Below are 17,862 nucleotides of genomic sequence, written 5' to 3' on the forward strand. Positions count from 1 at the left end.
AAGGGAGAAAATTTATTCGCCACTTCCTGCAAACTCCATCAGGTAAGCTTTGATAAAGCCGTCTATCTTTCCATCCATCACACCATTCACATCACTGGTCTGGAAGTTGGTACGGTGGTCCTTCACGCGGCGGTCGTCGAAGACGTAGCTACGAATCTGGCTACCCCATTCGATTTTCTTCTTACCGGCTTCCACCTTTGCCTGCTCGGCCATGCGGTGTTGGAGTTCCTTGTCGTAAAGCATGGAACGGAGAAGGCGGAGAGCGTTCTCGCGGTTCTTGGGCTGGTCTCGTGTCTCGGTATTTTCAATCAGGATTTCTTCCTCTTCGCCCGTATATGGATCCTTATACTGATAGCGCAGACGGACACCGGACTCTACCTTATTGACGTTCTGTCCACCGGCGCCACCACTTCGGAAGGTATCCCATGACATGCGGGCAGGTTCGATGTTCACCTCGATGGTATCATCTACCAAGGGAGTGACAAACACGGATGCAAAAGAAGTCATACGCTTGCCCTGGGCATTGTAGGGCGAAACACGCACCAAGCGGTGTACACCGTTCTCACCTTTCAGGTAGCCGTAGGCATAATCGCCGGAAATCTCGATGGTACAAGTCTTGATACCTGCCTCGTCTCCTTCCTGCAGGTTGGCGATGGTGGCCTTATAGCCGTGAGTCTCGGCATAGCGCAGATACATACGCATCAGCATGCTTGCCCAGTCCTGGCTCTCCGTACCACCGGCACCAGAGTTAATTTTCAGCACACAGTCCATCTGATCGGCTTCCTCGCGAAGCATATTCTTGAGTTCGAGGGCCTCGACAGCAGTGATTGCCTTGGCATAGGCATCGTCCACTTCCTCTTCAGTCACCAGTTCGTCTTTGTAAAAGTCGAAAGCCAGTTGTACCTCGTCAGTCAAGGTCTTTACCTCATTGTAGCCGGAAATCCATTGCTGCAAGCCCTTCACTTTCTTCATCTGAGCCTCGGCAGCCTTCTGGTCGTCCCAGAAACCGGGAGCCTGGGTGCGGAGCTGCTCTTCTTCCACCTGTATCTTCTTTCCTTCAATGTCCAGATAGCGGTTCAACGCCTCGGTACGTTCTTTGATATCTTTCAGTTGTTCTGCGGTAATCATATATGCATTTACAATTTAGGAAGTGCAAAGGTATAAAAAAACACATAATTCCGCAATTGTCAATCCAATAAGTAATGCTAACGGCAAATGATTCCACCAGAACACCCTAAAGATTTATTCAAAAGACAAGGTGCCGAAAAAGGCCGGACAGTGGAACATGGGGCGTTCCAGCCCGATAGGACTCCAAGAAAGGAAGTGGGGAGTCTGGAGTTTGTCACCACACTTGTAGAAATTCCCTTTCATTGTTTTTCCGTCCAAAGAACCGACGGAATGCTGGAAGAAAGCGGAAACGGGAATAACCATGGCCAGTTCCCAGCTGCACTCGCCCAAACGTTCCTCGAAAGGTTCGCCGCCCAACGAGCTCCAACGTTTCACCATGCCCAGCACCTCCTGACTCGCCGTAGGACGGCGCTCATTGACTGCACCTCCCTGAATCAGCAGCCTGCCGGCGCAGTTACATTCGAAATTGTAATAGCGGTCGTCACCTTCGGGAGATACGAAGAATTCCACACAAGCATCTTCCCATACCCGGCCATTGTCTCCGGAGGCCACTGCACGCACACTGGCTTCCTTCACTTTGTAGTGGAGCAGGATTTCGCGCCCCGTATGGGCTATGCGGAAACTCACTTCCGGCTTGTAGGGATAATCTTTCCAGTTGACCACATCAAGGGGCTGAAACTCTATCCCGTTCTCGTCCAGCAAGGACGGCACAGCCTCACCTTCCGGTGAAGCCGTACACATTACTTTCTTTACGGACAAGCTCTTTCCACTCTGGGCATTGCAACAAACCATGCCTACCATTGAAAACACCAAGAGCAGAAGGAGTTTGCTCCCGTAATCTCTCACTATCATAAAACGTCCTTTCATTTCTTATTAGTAGAAGCCTTGTCTGCTACTGCTACATCCCAACCGGAAACAACGTCGCCGTAAAGATAGAATGTCACGTCAAAAGTAGTCTTGCTATTCTCATCCACCACTTGGTAGCAGCGTGTCGCGTCATAGGAATCCACCTCCTTGTACTCGCCCAATGCCAGCGGAGCCGGCTCTTCCTTGCCGGCAGCCTTGGCTATGATTTGCTGCATGCGCTCCTGCATCAGCTTCATAATGCCTTCATGCTTGAAGGGGTCGGGATCCGCCACTTCGGGATGGGTAGCCTTTATCACCCCGCCATTGGCGGCACGCACGGCTCTGACACTGTCCGTATAAGCCTTGAACTGCCTCTTCACCTCCGGAGAACGCAGTCCATGAATGGTAAATACGGCAATTCCCTGGGCGCCGTTGTTGAGAGCGGCATCCATGCATTCGAACATCATCGGGCCGTCGGTGGCGGTCATGCCGCAGTACAGTGTAGTCATATCGTTCTTGTCGCGTACATTCTCAACCGTACAGTCGGAAATGAAGCTGGCATCGCCCGTATAGAAGGTATGGTAAACCATCGGGAACACGATGTCGAGATTCCATTTGCCCCAGTCCTGGCGCACCATGCGTGAAGCCATCTTCGGGGTGGGGAACGGGGAGGCAGCCATTGTCTTGCCGTAGGAGTGCACCACTTCGGCAATCATATTGGCCACTTCGGTTATCTGGTCGCAACGGAACTGGCGCCACTTCACATCGAGGGAAGGGTCTTCCTGCTCGCGGGGGTCATAACCGTACTGCTCCTTGAACAACCTGAGCATTTCCGGATGGTAACCGTAATCCCACGCAGCGTATTCACGGTCCTGCACAATGCCATAATGGGGCCACAAGGTGGTGGGAAGCACCACATCCACAAAACGATGATAGTCGATGGCAATGCCATTCAAGCCTTCCACTTCGCAGTAGGCCTTGATTTTTTCCTTGATGAACTCGCGGACTTCGGGCAATGCCGGGCAGAGAAACTTGTAATAGCCTACATAGGCGGTAGTGTCTGCCAGGCTCTTGCCGTTACGATTCACGCTGAACCATTCGGGATGCTCCTTCAATATCTTGTCACGGTCGTGTTCCAGATTCATGGTCCATAACCAGGCATACACTTCGATTCCGTGTTTATGGGCAACCGGTATAGCAGCCCGGTAATCGTCGGGAGTCGGCGCATTCAGCATAATTCCATCCATGCCGATGTCGTTCATCACTTGGCAGATGGAGTCGAAGTTCATGCCGGGACGATAGTCCAGCCACGTCCAGAACATGGGATATTCCTTGGTTGTTTCCTTAGCTCCCTGCTGGCACGAGAACATGCCCAGCGCAAGGAACAGCAGCAAGAATGCAGGTAAAAAGCTCTTTTTCATTCTATCTAAATTTTAAGTTTAACATGCAGTTTTTCCATCACCCACGTAACGCCGATTACCACAAAGGCAAAACAAAGGCAGTTGACCAGCCCCATGAATCCATGTGTGAACCAGTCCGGCAGGACAACACCGGTCACATCAGCAAAGCCATAGAAGACATAAGGCACCAGATAAGTGGTCAGCGTAGCCGTTCCGGCAGGGCGTATCAGGTTGAACCAACCTGTGACCTGATGGCTGACCAGATAGCCGAGCAGTGTGTAGAGCCCCACGGAAATGGCAGTCACATAGAACACCCAGGGAGGAGTGCCACCCATCTTGGCCACAATCCAGAAATGGTGTGTCCCAATTCCGACCAGCAGAAGCAGAACGGCAACCGTCAGCCCATTGCGGAGTTTCCAGCCGTCACCCTTGCCGGCATAGCGGGCGCTGAGAATGGAAAGGATGACACCTCCCATTGTAAATGCGGGCAAAGCCCCGTTGCCGATATGCAGGATGGACAACATGTCCTGATAGAAGTTGCGTTCGGGAAAGGCAAGGATAGCCTCACCGCCAAAGCCCTCGCGCAAAGGCGTACCCAGCAGGCATATCAGGATAAAGGCACCCCAGGCAGGCAGCAGATACTGCAACCGGTCACGGCTGAAAATATAGATTACGGCACATACCAGATAGGTCCAGCCGATGGAGCCCAATATTCCCCAATAGGCACCGAATACACCTCCCTGCGGATTGCGGAACGTGAAGGCAAGGTAAAGGAGAACCAATACTCCGATTATTTTAAAAGCACGGAAAAGATTCTTCTGAGTGCCGGAAGCCGGTTTCGGATATTGGTTCCACACACCGATAAAGCCTATGGCCATCAGGAACCAGTATACTCCTATCGGATAGGGAGCTTCCGGTGAAAGCCGGAACTCCGAGTTCGTTATAAACGCCCCCATCACCAGCAAGGCAAAGGTGCGGGAAAGGATATGCCCCAAGGTGGACTCTGCCGAGAAGCCCTTGGCATATCTGCGCTCAATGGCGTAAGGTATGGACATTCCCACTGCAAACAAAAAGCAGGGGAATACAATATCCGCCAGTCCCATAAAATCCTCACCATAGACGGCATGTTCCAGCCAATGGGGTACGTCATGCACTTTCCAGAAGTCATTGACGAAAATCATGATGAACATGGTCAATGCCCTCAGCATGTCGATGGCCAGGTTGCGCCGTGAATAAACAGTCTTGTCACTCATATCATCTTGCTTTAGAATTCAGAAACCAACATCAGCCATCTGGCTGCCGAAGAGCCCCACACCTCTTTATAAGTAGCCGTATTGAACTGTGGCCAATAGGGCGCGTCCTCATTGAAATAGGACTGCATGCCTACGGGTATCTCTCCCACCGTTTCTCCGGGCAATGCCGTGTAGAGCTGCGGATAGTTGCTGCCTTCCCCATAAATCATGGACTGCCCGAAAGGATTCCGGCCTACAACCCAGAAGAGCTGCTGTTCTGCAATGTCTTTCAGTTCCTTGTCCTTCAGTACCCTGGCACAGATAGCGGCAGCTTTACCGGTAGACAAATGTACGGCAATATTTCCCTTAAACGAGAACCAGACGGGGAATATGCGCAAATAATGCTCTTTATCCAGACGGATACCGTTTTCGAGCTGTTCCTCGAAATCCTTATCGGCACCGCTGCGAATCCCTACCTGAACGGCGTAGAAGTTGGCGGAATCCTTCACTTCATCTTTGTGATAGATGCCACTGGGCACCATTCCATAAGGATATACATACTTCATGATATTCTTCAGATAACCGCCATAGAGTTTCATGGCACGAATCCACTGCTCATACTCGGCATGGCCGGACTGTGTCTCGCAAAGGGCGGCAAGGGCTTCCATATAGGCATAGTCGCGGGACTGGTGGGTATAGTGTACAATGGACTTCCTGGCCAAATCACGGTAGAAGAAGCCGCAGGTCTTGTCTTTGTCTTTCAGCGGTTCGGTGCGCTGGCACTGCAAGGTGTAGCGGATAGCCTTCACGGCCTCATCGGCATACTGCTGTTCGCCGGTCAGCTTGTAGAGCATGCTGGCTGCCCATGAAATATTGGCGTGATACTGGCTTTCGGATGCCATGGCGGCATGTCCCCCACCCTTCTTTATCAGTTCGGCAAAGCCCAACTCATTAAAGCGTTTCATGGCATAACCGAAGTCTTCCTTTGCAATCTTTTTCAGATTGCTCCTGAGGGCTTCATCCTTCTCAACCATCATGGAGGCATACGCTTCAATTCCTGCAAGCAGGAAGTTTTCCAAAGCTCCGTTATGGACAAGCAGTTCACGGCGGCCGGCATCGTCGTCGGTGCCTACCTCACCGTCAGTCCATAGATTGGTACCCCATGTCTGTGCACGGTAACCATCGCCCAGCCGGGTCTTCATCACATAGTCCATTCCCCACAAAGCCTCTTCCATCAGGCGGTTGTACAAGTCGACATTGCCTTTTTCTTTGGCGCGTTCGGCCATCAAGAGCAAGGAATAGGCTATTTCTCCCGTCTGTAAGGTCTGTTGGGACATGTCGGCAGCATCGTGCCATCCTCCGTTTATAGGAATAATATGTCCGTTGTAAGTGGCATGCAAGTCATTATGACAAGCCCCGTGCTTTCCGGGAACGGGATAACCGCAACGCTCGCAGAACAGGAAGTTCACCATACGCCAGGCAGAATCCTCCCACACATCCTGATGGATATAGAAAGGCAAGGTGGTGACATCCCCTACCTGAATGACGTAACGGCCTTGTGTCTTGAAGTCCGAGAAGTCTATCGTCTCGAACTCTCCCAGGCCGGTCTTTTCCTTACGAACAGGACCGGTATAAACGATGGCCTGCGTAGCGGCATCCTTCAACTGGAACTGTCCGCCGTGCTTTTCCACATTGACAATGGCGCTTTTGGGGCTCTCTATACTATAACCGGTAGTAGAGAAGATAATGCGGTTCTGTGCAGGCATCCAGCCTTTTACGGTTTCCGGGTTCTCCACCTTCTGAAGTTCCACGGCATCTACATCGAAGCGAAGGAAGTCGCCCATAGTACGTTCTTTGCCGAACACTTCGATGGCAAATGAAATCTTGGTTACCTTGTCGCGCGCCAGTCCAGACATCTCGACGAAGCATTCGTTCCATTGGTTATTTTTCAGATTGATTTCGTGGTAGCCTTCCCGACCGTAAATGTCGGGTACTTTTATTTCTCCGTCATTCTCTACATAAAGGTTGAGGTAGATGCTGCGTGCTCCTTCGCACGTGGGATAGATATAGAACTTCAGGCGGTTGTAACCTTCCCAGTTCACACCTCCTATATCATAAGAGGCCATGCAAGTACCGCGTCCCAACCCCCAGCCGAGAATCTTTTCCGGATGGGCGGGCGCTTCCAGGCGCAGGCTGTACTTGCCGGACTTGCTCCGTTCGTCAGTCAAACCAATCTTACCGATGCCCTTGTGCGACCATTTGGAGAAATCCTCCATATCACACAGCATCACAGTTTCCAACACTTTCTTTTTCAAGCCGAATGTCTCGAAAGCCTTTGTCTCGTCGAGCGGCAACGGACTGTGCACGTAGCCCGTGCTGACGATGTCGGCTTTCAACTTTTCATCTACTTGGGCATGAAGCAAAACAGCCGGGGCACAAAGCAGACCGGTCAACAAGCAGAGAGGTTTCATGAGTTTCTTCATAATATATTTTTTAAGATTAAATCAGGCTATTGAAAAAATGGGGTTCAGTAGCCTGATTGTGCTAAGTTAAGAATTCCCCTTCTATAAAACACCAAATTAGTCAATACGTGACAAATTGGGGATTTGTTCTGTATACCACCTAGTTAAGATATACTTTTCTCCATAAATAGTTGTGAATGTAACATAAGCAGCAGAAGTATATGGACTTCCAAAAACGACATCCGCTGAATCATCATTAATACGGACGACCCATCCACCAGACATACTCCAGTCTTCATAACTAACAATCGGATGACTGCCTCGAACGCTCAACCTATATACATCAACTCCCCAATGCTTCACTTCTTGAGGATAACCCACAAAATCTGCAGTAAAAGTAGATGGATACAAATATTCAATAGCTTTCTTGTCTCCCTCACTAAACCCAGACCATTGATATTCGGCAGTTCCTCCATTCATCACAGAATAGGAATCAGAATCAGGCGTTCCATAAATGTCATAAGCGTTAGATTCATTCCTTGATTTCCAATTTGTATGTCTTAGACCAAAGCAATGTCCCAACTCATGCACCATATTGTATATCTTCTGAAGTCTTGGAATGGTTTTGTTATAATCATAATCCAAGTTTATCCAAATAGAGGGACCTGGTTTTCCGTTCATAGGCCAAGAGCCTGCCGCAATAGCATTGTTCGGTAAAGGAGTGCTGGCATCACTACGGATAAGTATATCCGGATTAGCAGCTGTAGTATAAGTCATTTTAAGGTTACTCAGAGGATTCCACAGATTGATGGCTTCCTGTATTTCATCTCGCCAATCATCTACACCTGATGCAGGTATCGAGCTATCAACACCAACGGTAATCGCTCTTTGTTTGGGGTGACCAATTAAACCGGTAGTATGATAAGCTTGTCTTGTTTGTGGCTGACCATAAGCAACAAGTTTACTTTTTTCTATATATATATCACCTTGAATCAGATATCCTGATTTTAGTTTTACTACATCTAAAGTATCAAATCCAAGTGATTGGATTATGCACATATCATCTCCGATAGAGGCGGGTCGTTGTGGCTTTTGTTTTTCAAAGCTAACTGCTTCTAATCCATTATCACAAGCACTTGTTAATGCTAAAAACATTGAATAACACAATATGAATAAACTGTTCCGAATATATTTTGCATTCATAAAAATCAAGTATAATATCAAATATTGTATAAGGAGAAGTATGAGAAACATATCTCAGACTTCTCCCTATTTTCATTTATCAAAGATTATTTTTTCCAGAACTCTTTTATCTATGATACGATTAGCCTAGAAGTTCGGTTTATCTATATCCCAAAATACACGAGTACCCGCATTATCAGGACCACCCAATTTGGAAACCGCATCCGCATAGTCGGGATTAGTAGTTTTCTCAGCCAATGTGAAAGGCAGACGACGAGGTCCCAAATCCGTGTCAATCTCTCCCTGGCTATAGTTAACATCGTTCTTGAAAAGCTTAGGATAACCTGTGCGACGATAATCGGCCCAACCGTTGATACCTTCGGGGAAGATAGCAATCCAGCGCTGTGTGGCAATCTTGGCAAACTTCTCTTCGTTGCTCAAAGCATCGTTCCACTTGGCTGTCACCTTGCTGACAGCTTTTGTAGAAGCTGTCGGCAACAAATTATCGTTATGGTCAGTTGCAGGAGTTTCACCTTCAAGGTAGTTTCCAATAACTGCTCCCCATTGTTCGAACGAAGTCTGTACCCCTCTTTCATAAAGGCTTTTTGCGGTTCCTTTGCCGTTAACGTTCCAACCACGCAAAGCAGCCTCGGCCTCCAGTAAAAGCGTTTCACTGGCAGTAACCAAAGGAATCGTTTCATCAATTTTTGTAGCAGGCGAACTTACCTTGCCAAAAGCCACGTCTTTAAAACCACCCGGAATATCAACACCTGTTCTAAAACCAACGACTTTACCATCTATTTCATTGGCCATCAGCTTCAAACGAGCATCGTTCATACCGCCCAAGATAGAAGTCATATTCGCATTCAAACTGCAATCGCCCCATGCAACCAAAGTTGTCAACGGATTAGTATAGCCTTTACCAGAGAATTTGAGGTTGCCATCGTTGGTTTCAATCAGACCATTAGAATCGCTCATGGCAGCTTCAGCTTCTGTCTGCGCCCAAACGGCATCAAACTTCACTACACGCATAGCTAAACGAAGACGCAAAGAGTTGCACAGCTTGGCCCACTTGGCAAGGTCTCCACCATAGGCAAGGTCGAAGGCACCAAAACCTACCACTGATTTCGTCAGAGCGTCACGCAATACATCCGCAGCCTCTTTCAATTCCTTAAAGAAAGCTTTATAGACCACATCACCGGCATCGTATTTACCTCCGGTGGCCGACTTGCCATATTCAGAATAGATGATGCAACCGTATTGGTCAGCCGTACGCGACATGGCAAGCACGCGGATAATGGTACTGATGGCATTGAAGTGAGCATAGGTATCCGGGTCTTCCGCACATTTTTTCTGTGCCTTCAGGCATTCCGACATGACCGTATTATAAGCATAATCCCAGCAGTAATCGTTCCAACCGGCATTCATGGAATAAGTCATATTATTGACATTGCCATTAAAGGGATTGATACTTGACATATAGCCGGAAAACATGTCGGCATGCAAGTTCTGCGTCAACTGGAATTCCCAGTTTCCACCGCTGGTATTGTAATAAACCGACTTCATCATAGGTACAAAATGAGCACCTATATAATTACCGTCCTGTTTCAGTTCTTCGTCCGTAACCCCTTTGGGATTTGTATTCATATCTTCAAAAGCTCCCGTACAAGCAGTAAGGAAAGAGGCTGCTAAAAAAGCAATACCTGTATATTTTATAAATTTCTTCATATTTGCTAAATCATTTAAAAGTTAACCTTCAAGTTGAAACCAAACGAGCGATTAGTCGGCATACCGAATACATCGACACCTTGCAAACGATTGCTGGTAGACATCAGACCGTCCGGGTCGTAAGGAGCATTATTCTTGAAGAAGAACAGATTGCGCCCTATCAAAGAAATTTGTAGCCCTTTGATGAAGCCGGTTTTGGCAAGCAGTGCTTGCGGCAATGAGTAAGAGAGTGACAATTCGCGCAGACGGATGTTGGTAGCATCATACATATAGTGTTCTGTCACACCGGCACGTCCGCCCACCACATTGTAGAATTCCTGAATATTCCGGTTGTTTTTTCCACCGTCGATGCGGGTTCCTTCCAACATAATGTACCCACGGTCACGGGCATCACCCGATATCTTGCTTACACCTTGTTGATCCAAGTCAGCTTCTGTCAATGACATCACATCACCGCCAAACCGTCCATCAATCAAGAAGTAAAGAGAAAAGTCCTTCCAAGTGATGGTGTTGCTCCATCCCAAATTGAAGTCAGGACTGGAATTGCCCAGCTTCACGGGATCCTTATTGACCATTGGAATAGTCATGGTCTCTTTCGTTCCGTCAATTTCCACTTCTTTCTTCTCATACTGAATCTTGCCATTGTCATCGCGTACAAACGTAGTACCATAAATATCACCGAACGAGCCGCCCACTTCCAGATAACTCCATACATTATTACTTTCACCACCGTTGAACATAAAACGGTCAAGTTCATCCACCAGTTTGATTGCTTCATTCTTGTTGGTGGCAAAGTTCACACCTGTTTTCCAACGGAAATCCTTAGTCATCACCGGAGTGGCATTCAGCACAATTTCCACACCCTTGTTTTGGATTTCACCGGCATTGACATAATAACGCGCATAAGAAGAACCGGTAGGAGCCGGCAGATTGAAAAGCTGATCCTTGGTACTTGTCTTATAATAGGTAAAGTCAAACTCCAAACGGCTATTGAAGAAGCGCCATTCCGTACCGAATTCTATAGAAGTAGTTCTTTCCGGTTTCAGTTCGTCAAACGGGGCAGTAGTATTAAAGTTTACATTACCATTTTTGCTAATAGAATTGAGTGGATGAGAAATATAAGAACTCAATCCGTTACCCACTTGCGACCATGCACCACGAATTTTACCCAAGTCAATCCATTCGGGTAGTTTCAGCGTTTCGTTGAGCAACCAAGTCACACCTACCGACGGATAGAAGAAACCTTTGTTCTTGTATTTAGTGAATGCAAGTGTGGAAGTCCAATCATTACGAGCAGTGACATCCAGGTAAAGTTGGTCCATAAAGCCTACCTGTCCGGTGAAGAATACTGATTGCGACTGCGTGTGAGTCTTCCAATCGCTCGGAAGACCTCCGTTCACATCCACATTACCTATTACAAATACATTCGGAATGGAAAGCGTACCCGGATAGGAGTCAAATCCCGTACCTCTACCGGTATAGTCATTTATACTGGCACCGACCGATGCATTCACGCTAAACTTCTCGAATTGTTGCTGATAAGTAAACAGAATATCACCATAAGTGGTCAGTTCACTGCCTTCACCATAGATATAACGACCATTGGAACCCGTCTGCTGGGCGTTCAGACCCGCCAAGATAGAGCTGGTACCGGCATACATATGCGTCTCATTCTTGTCGTTGATAAAGTCTGCACTACCACGGGCTTGCAGGCTAAAGAGTTTGTTAAACTGATACTTTACACTCAGATTAAACATGGCACGATAACGGGTATCCTCATTAGGAACTTTGTTAATCAACCAATATGGATTCTGCTCAAAGTCACCTGCACCTACACTGGCATTCTGGTACCAAGCTTGATCCATCATATTACGAGACGGATTAAGTACTTGATAGTTCTCTTTATAGTAGTTGAAGTCCTTGCCCCCTTCTACTCCACCACGTGGGAAGTGATAAAGTCCTACCAAAGGATTCATGTAGTAACCACCGGAAGTTACACGGTTGTTACCACGCTGGTACATACCATTAATATTAGCATCAATAGTCAACTTGTTATTCAAGAAATTGGCAGTTTCGCGGAAGTTGAAGTTATGCTTCATCAGACGATTATTCTCTACCACTCCTTTTCCTACAGTATTGGCATACGAGAAATAAGTCTGCATAGCCTGCGAACCCATGCTCAAAGAAAGAGAGTTGATAGTAGTTACACCGGTTCTGAAGAACTCGTCGGCATAATCGGGACTACCGTTGATTTTACTACCCCAACTCTGACCAGTACCTGTATAATGGTTTTGAAACTCGGGAATGCCATAAGCCGCATTATCAATCGTCGTACTTGAGTTGAAACTGATACTGGCGCGTCCCTCCTTTCCTTTCTTAGTGGTAATAATCACCACACCATTGGCAGCCGAACTACCGTAAAGGGCAGCTGCGGCAGGACCTTTCAGTATGTTCATACTTTCAATATCATCGGGGTTCAGATTGGAAATACCGTCTCCACGGTCGTAGTTACCGCTGTCGTTGTTTCCGCCGATGGTAGTAGCCGTACTTTCGTTGGTGGAAGAGCCGAACGGCACACCGTCTATCACATAGAGCGGCTGGTTACTTCCGCTTACCGAACGGTTACCACGGATAATCACTTTGGAAGAACCTCCCAGACCGGAAGAACTCTTATTGATCTGCACACCTGCCGTCTTACCGGCCAATGCGTTCATCATGTTGGGGTCTTTCACGCGTGCCAGTTCATCACCGTTCACCACCTGGGTAGAGTAGGTCAGTGATTTTTCTTTCTTTGCGATACCCAATGCCGTTACCACCACTTCGTCCAGCAATTTGGCATCATTCTTCAATGTGACTCTTATCGTCCCCGGAGTGACGGGAACTTCTTGTGTTATCATACCTACGAAAGACACTTGCAGGATTTTCGCACCTGCGGGCGCATCTGTAATAGTGAATTTGCCGTCTAAGTCTGTTACGGCTCCGGTAGTGCTTCCTTTTACCAATACGGAAGCTCCGATAATCGGTTCATTGTCCTCAGCTGAAATAACGATACCGGTAATGGGGGAATTTTGGGCTGCTACCCAACCGATGGCTGCCAGCAGGCAAACCAAGGTCAGCATAATTCTTTTTTTCATAAGCTGTTTTTCGGAAAATAAATATTAGATTAAATGTGTGTTAAGTTAATAAACAGATTCTGATGGGGTCTGTCTTTCCGATTGACAAGCAGGGTTGAATGTCAATCTCATTTGTTTCTTTTTGTATGCTACATAGGCTATTAGAATGTTACGGTTAATACTCGAGCTTATTAAAATGTCTCTTATTCTGCAGATTTCTTTTTAAGCTTCGTATATAAAACCGGGTAGAGAACCGCAACCCTATCGAGAAACAGAAGTTTCTTTGCTAATAAAAGTTAATCGGGTTCGGAAGAAGAAGGAAAAACTAATACGATTTTCTTAATGTTGCCCTCACCGCCCTCACTCACTTCCCGAACCGCCCTGTTCATCGGCATTACATGGGTGAGTGAGGGCAAATAAAAAGGGTGAGGGCAAATTTTGCCCTCACCGGTGTTCGGTCTGTCCCGTTCCCTTGCTTTCTCTTGTCTCGTCCCCTTTTTTCTCTTGTTGTGTCCGCTTCTTTGTCTTATAGAGGCTTTGAGTTTCTGAGCGGCTCACTATAGTGGTCTGACTCGTTCACTATAGTGAACGGAGTTGTTCACCATAGTGAGCTGATTTGTTCACCCGAGTGAGCCGACAATGAACAAAGGCTGTTTCGGGGACAGACACCAAGCGTTTGAGGGATAAAGCAACGGGGAAAGACGGACTGAACAAGGGGAGCGTTCCGGACTACGTGCTTGAATCCCGTGACAGATGACAAACGGTTCTTCCCCTTTATCTTTGAAGAAGCTGTTTTGAAATGATAAATCCCCATTTATCTACCAGGCTGTTTTTTAAGCCTAACTAACGTGCACATACTCGAGAGTCCTATCTGCCAAGGGCAAGTCCATACATAAAACAAACCGTCCGGCCCGGAATGAAAATAATTCACTCCAAGTCGGACGGTTCAAAAACAAACAAATGGAAATCTATTCCTCGTACATCTTGTCAATCAGCTCCTTGTAGTTCTTTGCCACAACAGAACGTTTCAGCTTCAGCGTATTCGTCAGTTCCCCACGCTCCATGCTGAATGGTTCCGGCAGAAGCGTGAAACGCTTCACTTGCTCATAATGGGCAAATTGCTGCTGCAAGGTATCGATACGGGCACGGAACAACGCTTGTATCTTGGAATGTTGCAGTAACTCATCCATATTGCTGTATGCAATGCCTTTCTCCTTGGCATAATCCTTCACAAAGCCATAAACGGGAACTATCAAAGCGGAAACAAACTTACGCTCATCGGCAATGACAGCAATCTGGTCAATGTAACGGTCAATAGCCAGCTTCGTTTCCAATGCCTGCGGTGAAATGTATTTTCCGTTGGAAGTCTTGAACAAGTCTTTGATACGCTCCGTCAGATACAGATGGCTATCCTTCAAATAACCGGCATCACCCGTGTGGAACCAACCGTCACGGTCGATGGCAGCAGCCGTTGCCTCCGGTTTCTTGTAGTAGCCGGTAGTGATAGTCTTACCACGAAGAAGTATCTCGTTGTTCTCGCCAATCTTCACCTCCACATCAGGCATCACCGTACCTACGGAACCAATCTCATAGCCTTCGTTGAGGAAGCAGGAAACGGTAGCCGTAGATTCCGTCAGACCATAGCCCACCACCATGTTTATACCTACAGAATGCACAAACTCGCAGATTTCATCGGGCACAGCAGCACCTGCCGTAGGGAAGAAATTACCGTTCTCAATACCTATCGTCTTCTTCAGCAGAGCATAAATGGTCTTTTCGTAGAACTTGTATTTCAGATGAAGCATCATCGGAGGAGTCTTTCCTTGGCGCAAATAATCAATGTTATGCGTCCTGCCCACCTTGATGGCATCCAACATCATCGCCTTACGCAGACCGGTTTCCTGGGAAATCTTCTCCTGCACACCGGCATAGACTTTCTCCCAAAAACGGGGTACACTGCACATCAGTGTAGGGCGTATCTCTTTAATAGTAGTTTGGATATCTTGTGGACGGAGATTGATGCAGACCTGCACTCCCCGGTGTATACAAAGGTAGGTCCATGCCTTTTCGAATACATGGGTCAGCGGAAGGAAGTTCATGGAAACATCCTGGTCTGTCATGAAAGGCAATCGGATATCATGAATGCGGAAAGCCTCTCTATAATTGAAATGATGGAGCATGACACCTTTCGGCTCACCGGTAGTACCGGAAGTATAAAGGATATTGGCGAGGTCATCATCTGAGGCAGCTGCTGTACGTTCTTCTACAATGGCATTGTGCTGCAACTCTTCATCCATTGCCATAAATTCATCAAAATAGATGGAAGTCATGTCGCGCGGATCTTTCACCACAGCACGGTCGAAGATGATGAGCTGCTGCAGAGACTGGCAAAATCCGAACACGCTGAAAGCGGCATCGTACTGGAACTGCTCGCCTACAAACAGATAACGTATCTGTGCATCGTTGATGATATACTGTGCCTGGGCCGGTGAGCTGGTAGCATACAAAGGTATAGTCACCGCCCGGTTGGCGAATGCACCGAAATCAGTAAAGAGACATTCGGGTTTATTCTGCGAGAAGATACCGATATTCTCTTGTGGCTCTATTCCCAAAGCCACCATTGCATTGGCAGTCCGGCGTACAGTCTGTGAGAACTCTTTCCAAGAGATGGGTATCCATTGTGCAGTTTCATAGTCCCTGTATTTCAGGGCTATTTTGTCTCCATACTTCTCTGCCTGGCGGTGCACCAGGACAGATAAATGATGATAAGTCATAACTTTTGATATTGGTAAATACGGTACAAAGGTAGTGGTTTCATTTGAAACTAATTTGATATTAGCGGGTAATTATTCAAACTTTACCTTTAAAGTATCCGACCATCCGTTAGCAAATTATCCACAAAAGATACTTTCTTTACCATTAAAACAATAGAAACATATTAAATATCTATATATTTGTGGTGATATACAAACTAAATCAAATTCAATGAACATGAAAAAAGTATTGCTTTTAATGGTTATGCTGACCATAGGTTTAGCAAGCATCAATGCTCAAGACAACCTCAGATGGGGAGCAACAGTCGGCATGAACTCCAGTAACTTCTCCATTACCGGTTTCGACAGTAAAATAGGCTTTCATGCTGGGGTAAAGGCTGAAGTAGGATTGCCTCAAATTTCAGAAGGAGTCTACCTCGATATGGGTGCATTACTTACGCTGAAAGGAGCCAAAATAGACGGAGGCTCTGCTGCTTCTATCAAGTTCAATCCCTACTACCTGGAAATTCCTGTACACATTGGCTATAAATATGCAGTAAATGAGAACTTTGCCATATTCGGCAATGCCGGTCCTTATTTAGCCATCGGTCTTTTTGGCAAAGCCAAGGCGGAAGGAGATATTCTTGACGAATATGAGTTTGATGATAACTCCACCAATGTATTCGGGGATGATGCCATGAAGCGTTTTGATTTCGGTCTCGGATTAAAAGCCGGAGTCGAATTCAGTCAGAAATATCAGATTTCCATCGGTTATGACTGGGGACTGGTAGAGAACATTAAAGATTCAGGCAACAAAAACCGCAACTTGATGATATCACTCAGTTGCTTCTTCTAAACAATATTGAAAAAACAGAAAGGACGTCGGTTTGGCGTCCTTTTCATTTTTTATCCGTAAGTTTGCGGCCAGATTATTTATTTACCGAATATGATTTACGATATACCGACTTTAACTTCCGAAGCAATCGGATTGCTCAAATCACTGATAGCCATTCCTTCCTTGAGCCGCGACGAGGAGAAGGCGGCAGATTATCTGCAGAACTATATCGAAATGCAAGGCATGGCAACAGGACGTAAAGGCAACAATGTATGGTGCCTCAGCCCGATGTTCGACTTAAAGAAACCGACCTTGCTGCTGAATTCCCATATCGACACCGTAAAACCCGTCAACGGGTGGCGGAAAGATCCTTTCAAACCAACGCTGGAAAGTAATGGAAAGCTCTACGGGCTGGGCAGCAACGATGCCGGAGCCAGTGTAGTCAGCCTGCTGCAAGTATTCCTGACATTGTGCCGCACCACTCAGGCCTACAATCTGATATATCTTGCCTCGTGTGAGGAGGAAGTATCAGGCAAGGGGGGAATAGAATGCGTATTGCCGGAACTCCCTCCCATACAGTTTGCCATTGTAGGCGAGCCGACAGAGATGCAACCTGCCATTGCAGAAAAAGGATTGATGGTGCTGGACGTAACTGCTACCGGAAAATCGGGACATGCTGCCCGAAACGAGGGAGATAATGCTATATATAAGGTATTGGATGATATTGCCTGGTTTCGTGATTACCGTTTCCCAAAAGAATCTTCCCTGCTGGGTCCCGTGAAGATGAGCGTAACCATGGTAAACGCCGGTACACAGCATAACGTCATTCCCGACCGTTGTACTTTTGTCGTAGACATTCGTAGCAACGAGTGTTATAGCAATCAGGAGCTATTCGATGAAATACAGAAACACATCACGTGTGAAGCCAAAGCCCGCTCCTTCCGGCTAAGCTCTTCACACGTAGCTCCGGAGCATCCGGTAGTGCAAAAGGCTATTGCCATGAAACGTACTCCTTTCGGCTCGCCGACCTTATCCGACCAGGCACTGATGCCATTCCCTTCTCTGAAGATGGGACCGGGGAAAAGTGCCCGTTCACACACTGCCGATGAATTTATCTTTGTCAAGGAGATAGAGGAGGCGATAGGGATGTATCTGGAGCTGCTGGAAGGAGTAAAAATTTAAA

At 47.1% G+C, this 17,862-nt stretch carries 11 protein-coding genes; 2 read left to right on the forward strand and 9 right to left on the reverse strand.

Annotated features, from left to right (window positions below; all coding sequences use genetic code 11):
• Positions 1-12 precede the first annotated feature (12 nt).
• The 9 genes from prfB to EYA81_RS07210 form a co-directional block, all read right to left on the reverse strand.
• The gene (prfB, locus tag EYA81_RS07170; RefSeq protein ID WP_005830350.1) at positions 13-1,128 is read right to left on the reverse strand and encodes a peptide chain release factor 2; all 1,116 of its coding nucleotides are present in this window, start codon (positions 1,126-1,128) and stop codon (positions 13-15) included.
• A 114-nt stretch (positions 1,129-1,242) separates the two neighbouring features.
• The gene (locus EYA81_RS07175) at positions 1,243-1,995 is read right to left on the reverse strand and encodes a carbohydrate-binding family 9-like protein (protein WP_117600222.1); all 753 of its coding nucleotides are present in this window, start codon (positions 1,993-1,995) and stop codon (positions 1,243-1,245) included.
• A complete protein-coding gene (locus EYA81_RS07180; protein ID WP_005830352.1) occupies positions 1,992-3,395 on the reverse strand; it encodes a family 10 glycosylhydrolase in 1,404 nt (467 codons plus the stop codon). Before EYA81_RS07180 ends, EYA81_RS07175 begins: the two co-directional genes overlap by 4 nt.
• A gap of 5 nt (positions 3,396-3,400) precedes the next feature.
• On the reverse strand, positions 3,401-4,627 hold the full coding sequence (locus EYA81_RS07185; RefSeq protein ID WP_117600220.1) for a DUF5009 domain-containing protein: 1,227 nt from the start codon (positions 4,625-4,627) through the stop codon (positions 3,401-3,403).
• A gap of 11 nt (positions 4,628-4,638) precedes the next feature.
• Positions 4,639-7,089 (reverse strand): glycoside hydrolase family 9 protein, encoded by a 2,451-nt coding sequence (locus EYA81_RS07190; RefSeq protein WP_117600219.1) that lies wholly within the window; start codon positions 7,087-7,089, stop codon positions 4,639-4,641.
• A 96-nt stretch (positions 7,090-7,185) separates the two neighbouring features.
• Positions 7,186-8,271 carry a M57 family metalloprotease gene (locus EYA81_RS07195; RefSeq protein WP_242496928.1) on the reverse strand — a complete coding sequence of 362 codons (1,086 nt, stop codon included), beginning with the start codon at positions 8,269-8,271 and terminating at the stop codon, positions 7,186-7,188.
• A gap of 126 nt (positions 8,272-8,397) precedes the next feature.
• Positions 8,398-9,978 (reverse strand): SusD/RagB family nutrient-binding outer membrane lipoprotein, encoded by a 1,581-nt coding sequence (locus tag EYA81_RS07200; RefSeq protein ID WP_117600218.1) that lies wholly within the window; start codon positions 9,976-9,978, stop codon positions 8,398-8,400.
• Positions 9,979-9,992: 14 nt separating this feature from the next.
• Positions 9,993-13,112 carry a SusC/RagA family TonB-linked outer membrane protein gene (locus EYA81_RS07205; protein WP_117600217.1) on the reverse strand — a complete coding sequence of 1,040 codons (3,120 nt, stop codon included), beginning with the start codon at positions 13,110-13,112 and terminating at the stop codon, positions 9,993-9,995.
• 947 nt (positions 13,113-14,059) lie between these two features.
• Complete coding sequence (locus EYA81_RS07210) at positions 14,060-15,865, reverse strand: long-chain fatty acid--CoA ligase (RefSeq protein ID WP_117600216.1); 1,806 nt, start codon at positions 15,863-15,865, stop codon at positions 14,060-14,062.
• Between the two features lie 217 nt (positions 15,866-16,082).
• On the opposite strand from EYA81_RS07210, the gene EYA81_RS07215 reads away from it, so the two are divergent.
• Together EYA81_RS07215 and EYA81_RS07220 are read left to right on the forward strand one after the other, a co-directional pair.
• Positions 16,083-16,700 (forward strand): porin family protein, encoded by a 618-nt coding sequence (locus EYA81_RS07215; RefSeq protein WP_165491361.1) that lies wholly within the window; start codon positions 16,083-16,085, stop codon positions 16,698-16,700.
• A gap of 90 nt (positions 16,701-16,790) precedes the next feature.
• Positions 16,791-17,861 (forward strand): M20 family metallo-hydrolase, encoded by a 1,071-nt coding sequence (locus tag EYA81_RS07220; RefSeq protein ID WP_005830364.1) that lies wholly within the window; start codon positions 16,791-16,793, stop codon positions 17,859-17,861.
• The last annotated feature ends 1 nt before the right edge of the window (position 17,862 follow it).

The sequence above is a fragment of the Bacteroides sp. A1C1 genome (assembly GCF_004328515.1).
Taxonomy (GTDB): domain Bacteria; phylum Bacteroidota; class Bacteroidia; order Bacteroidales; family Bacteroidaceae; genus Bacteroides; species Bacteroides uniformis.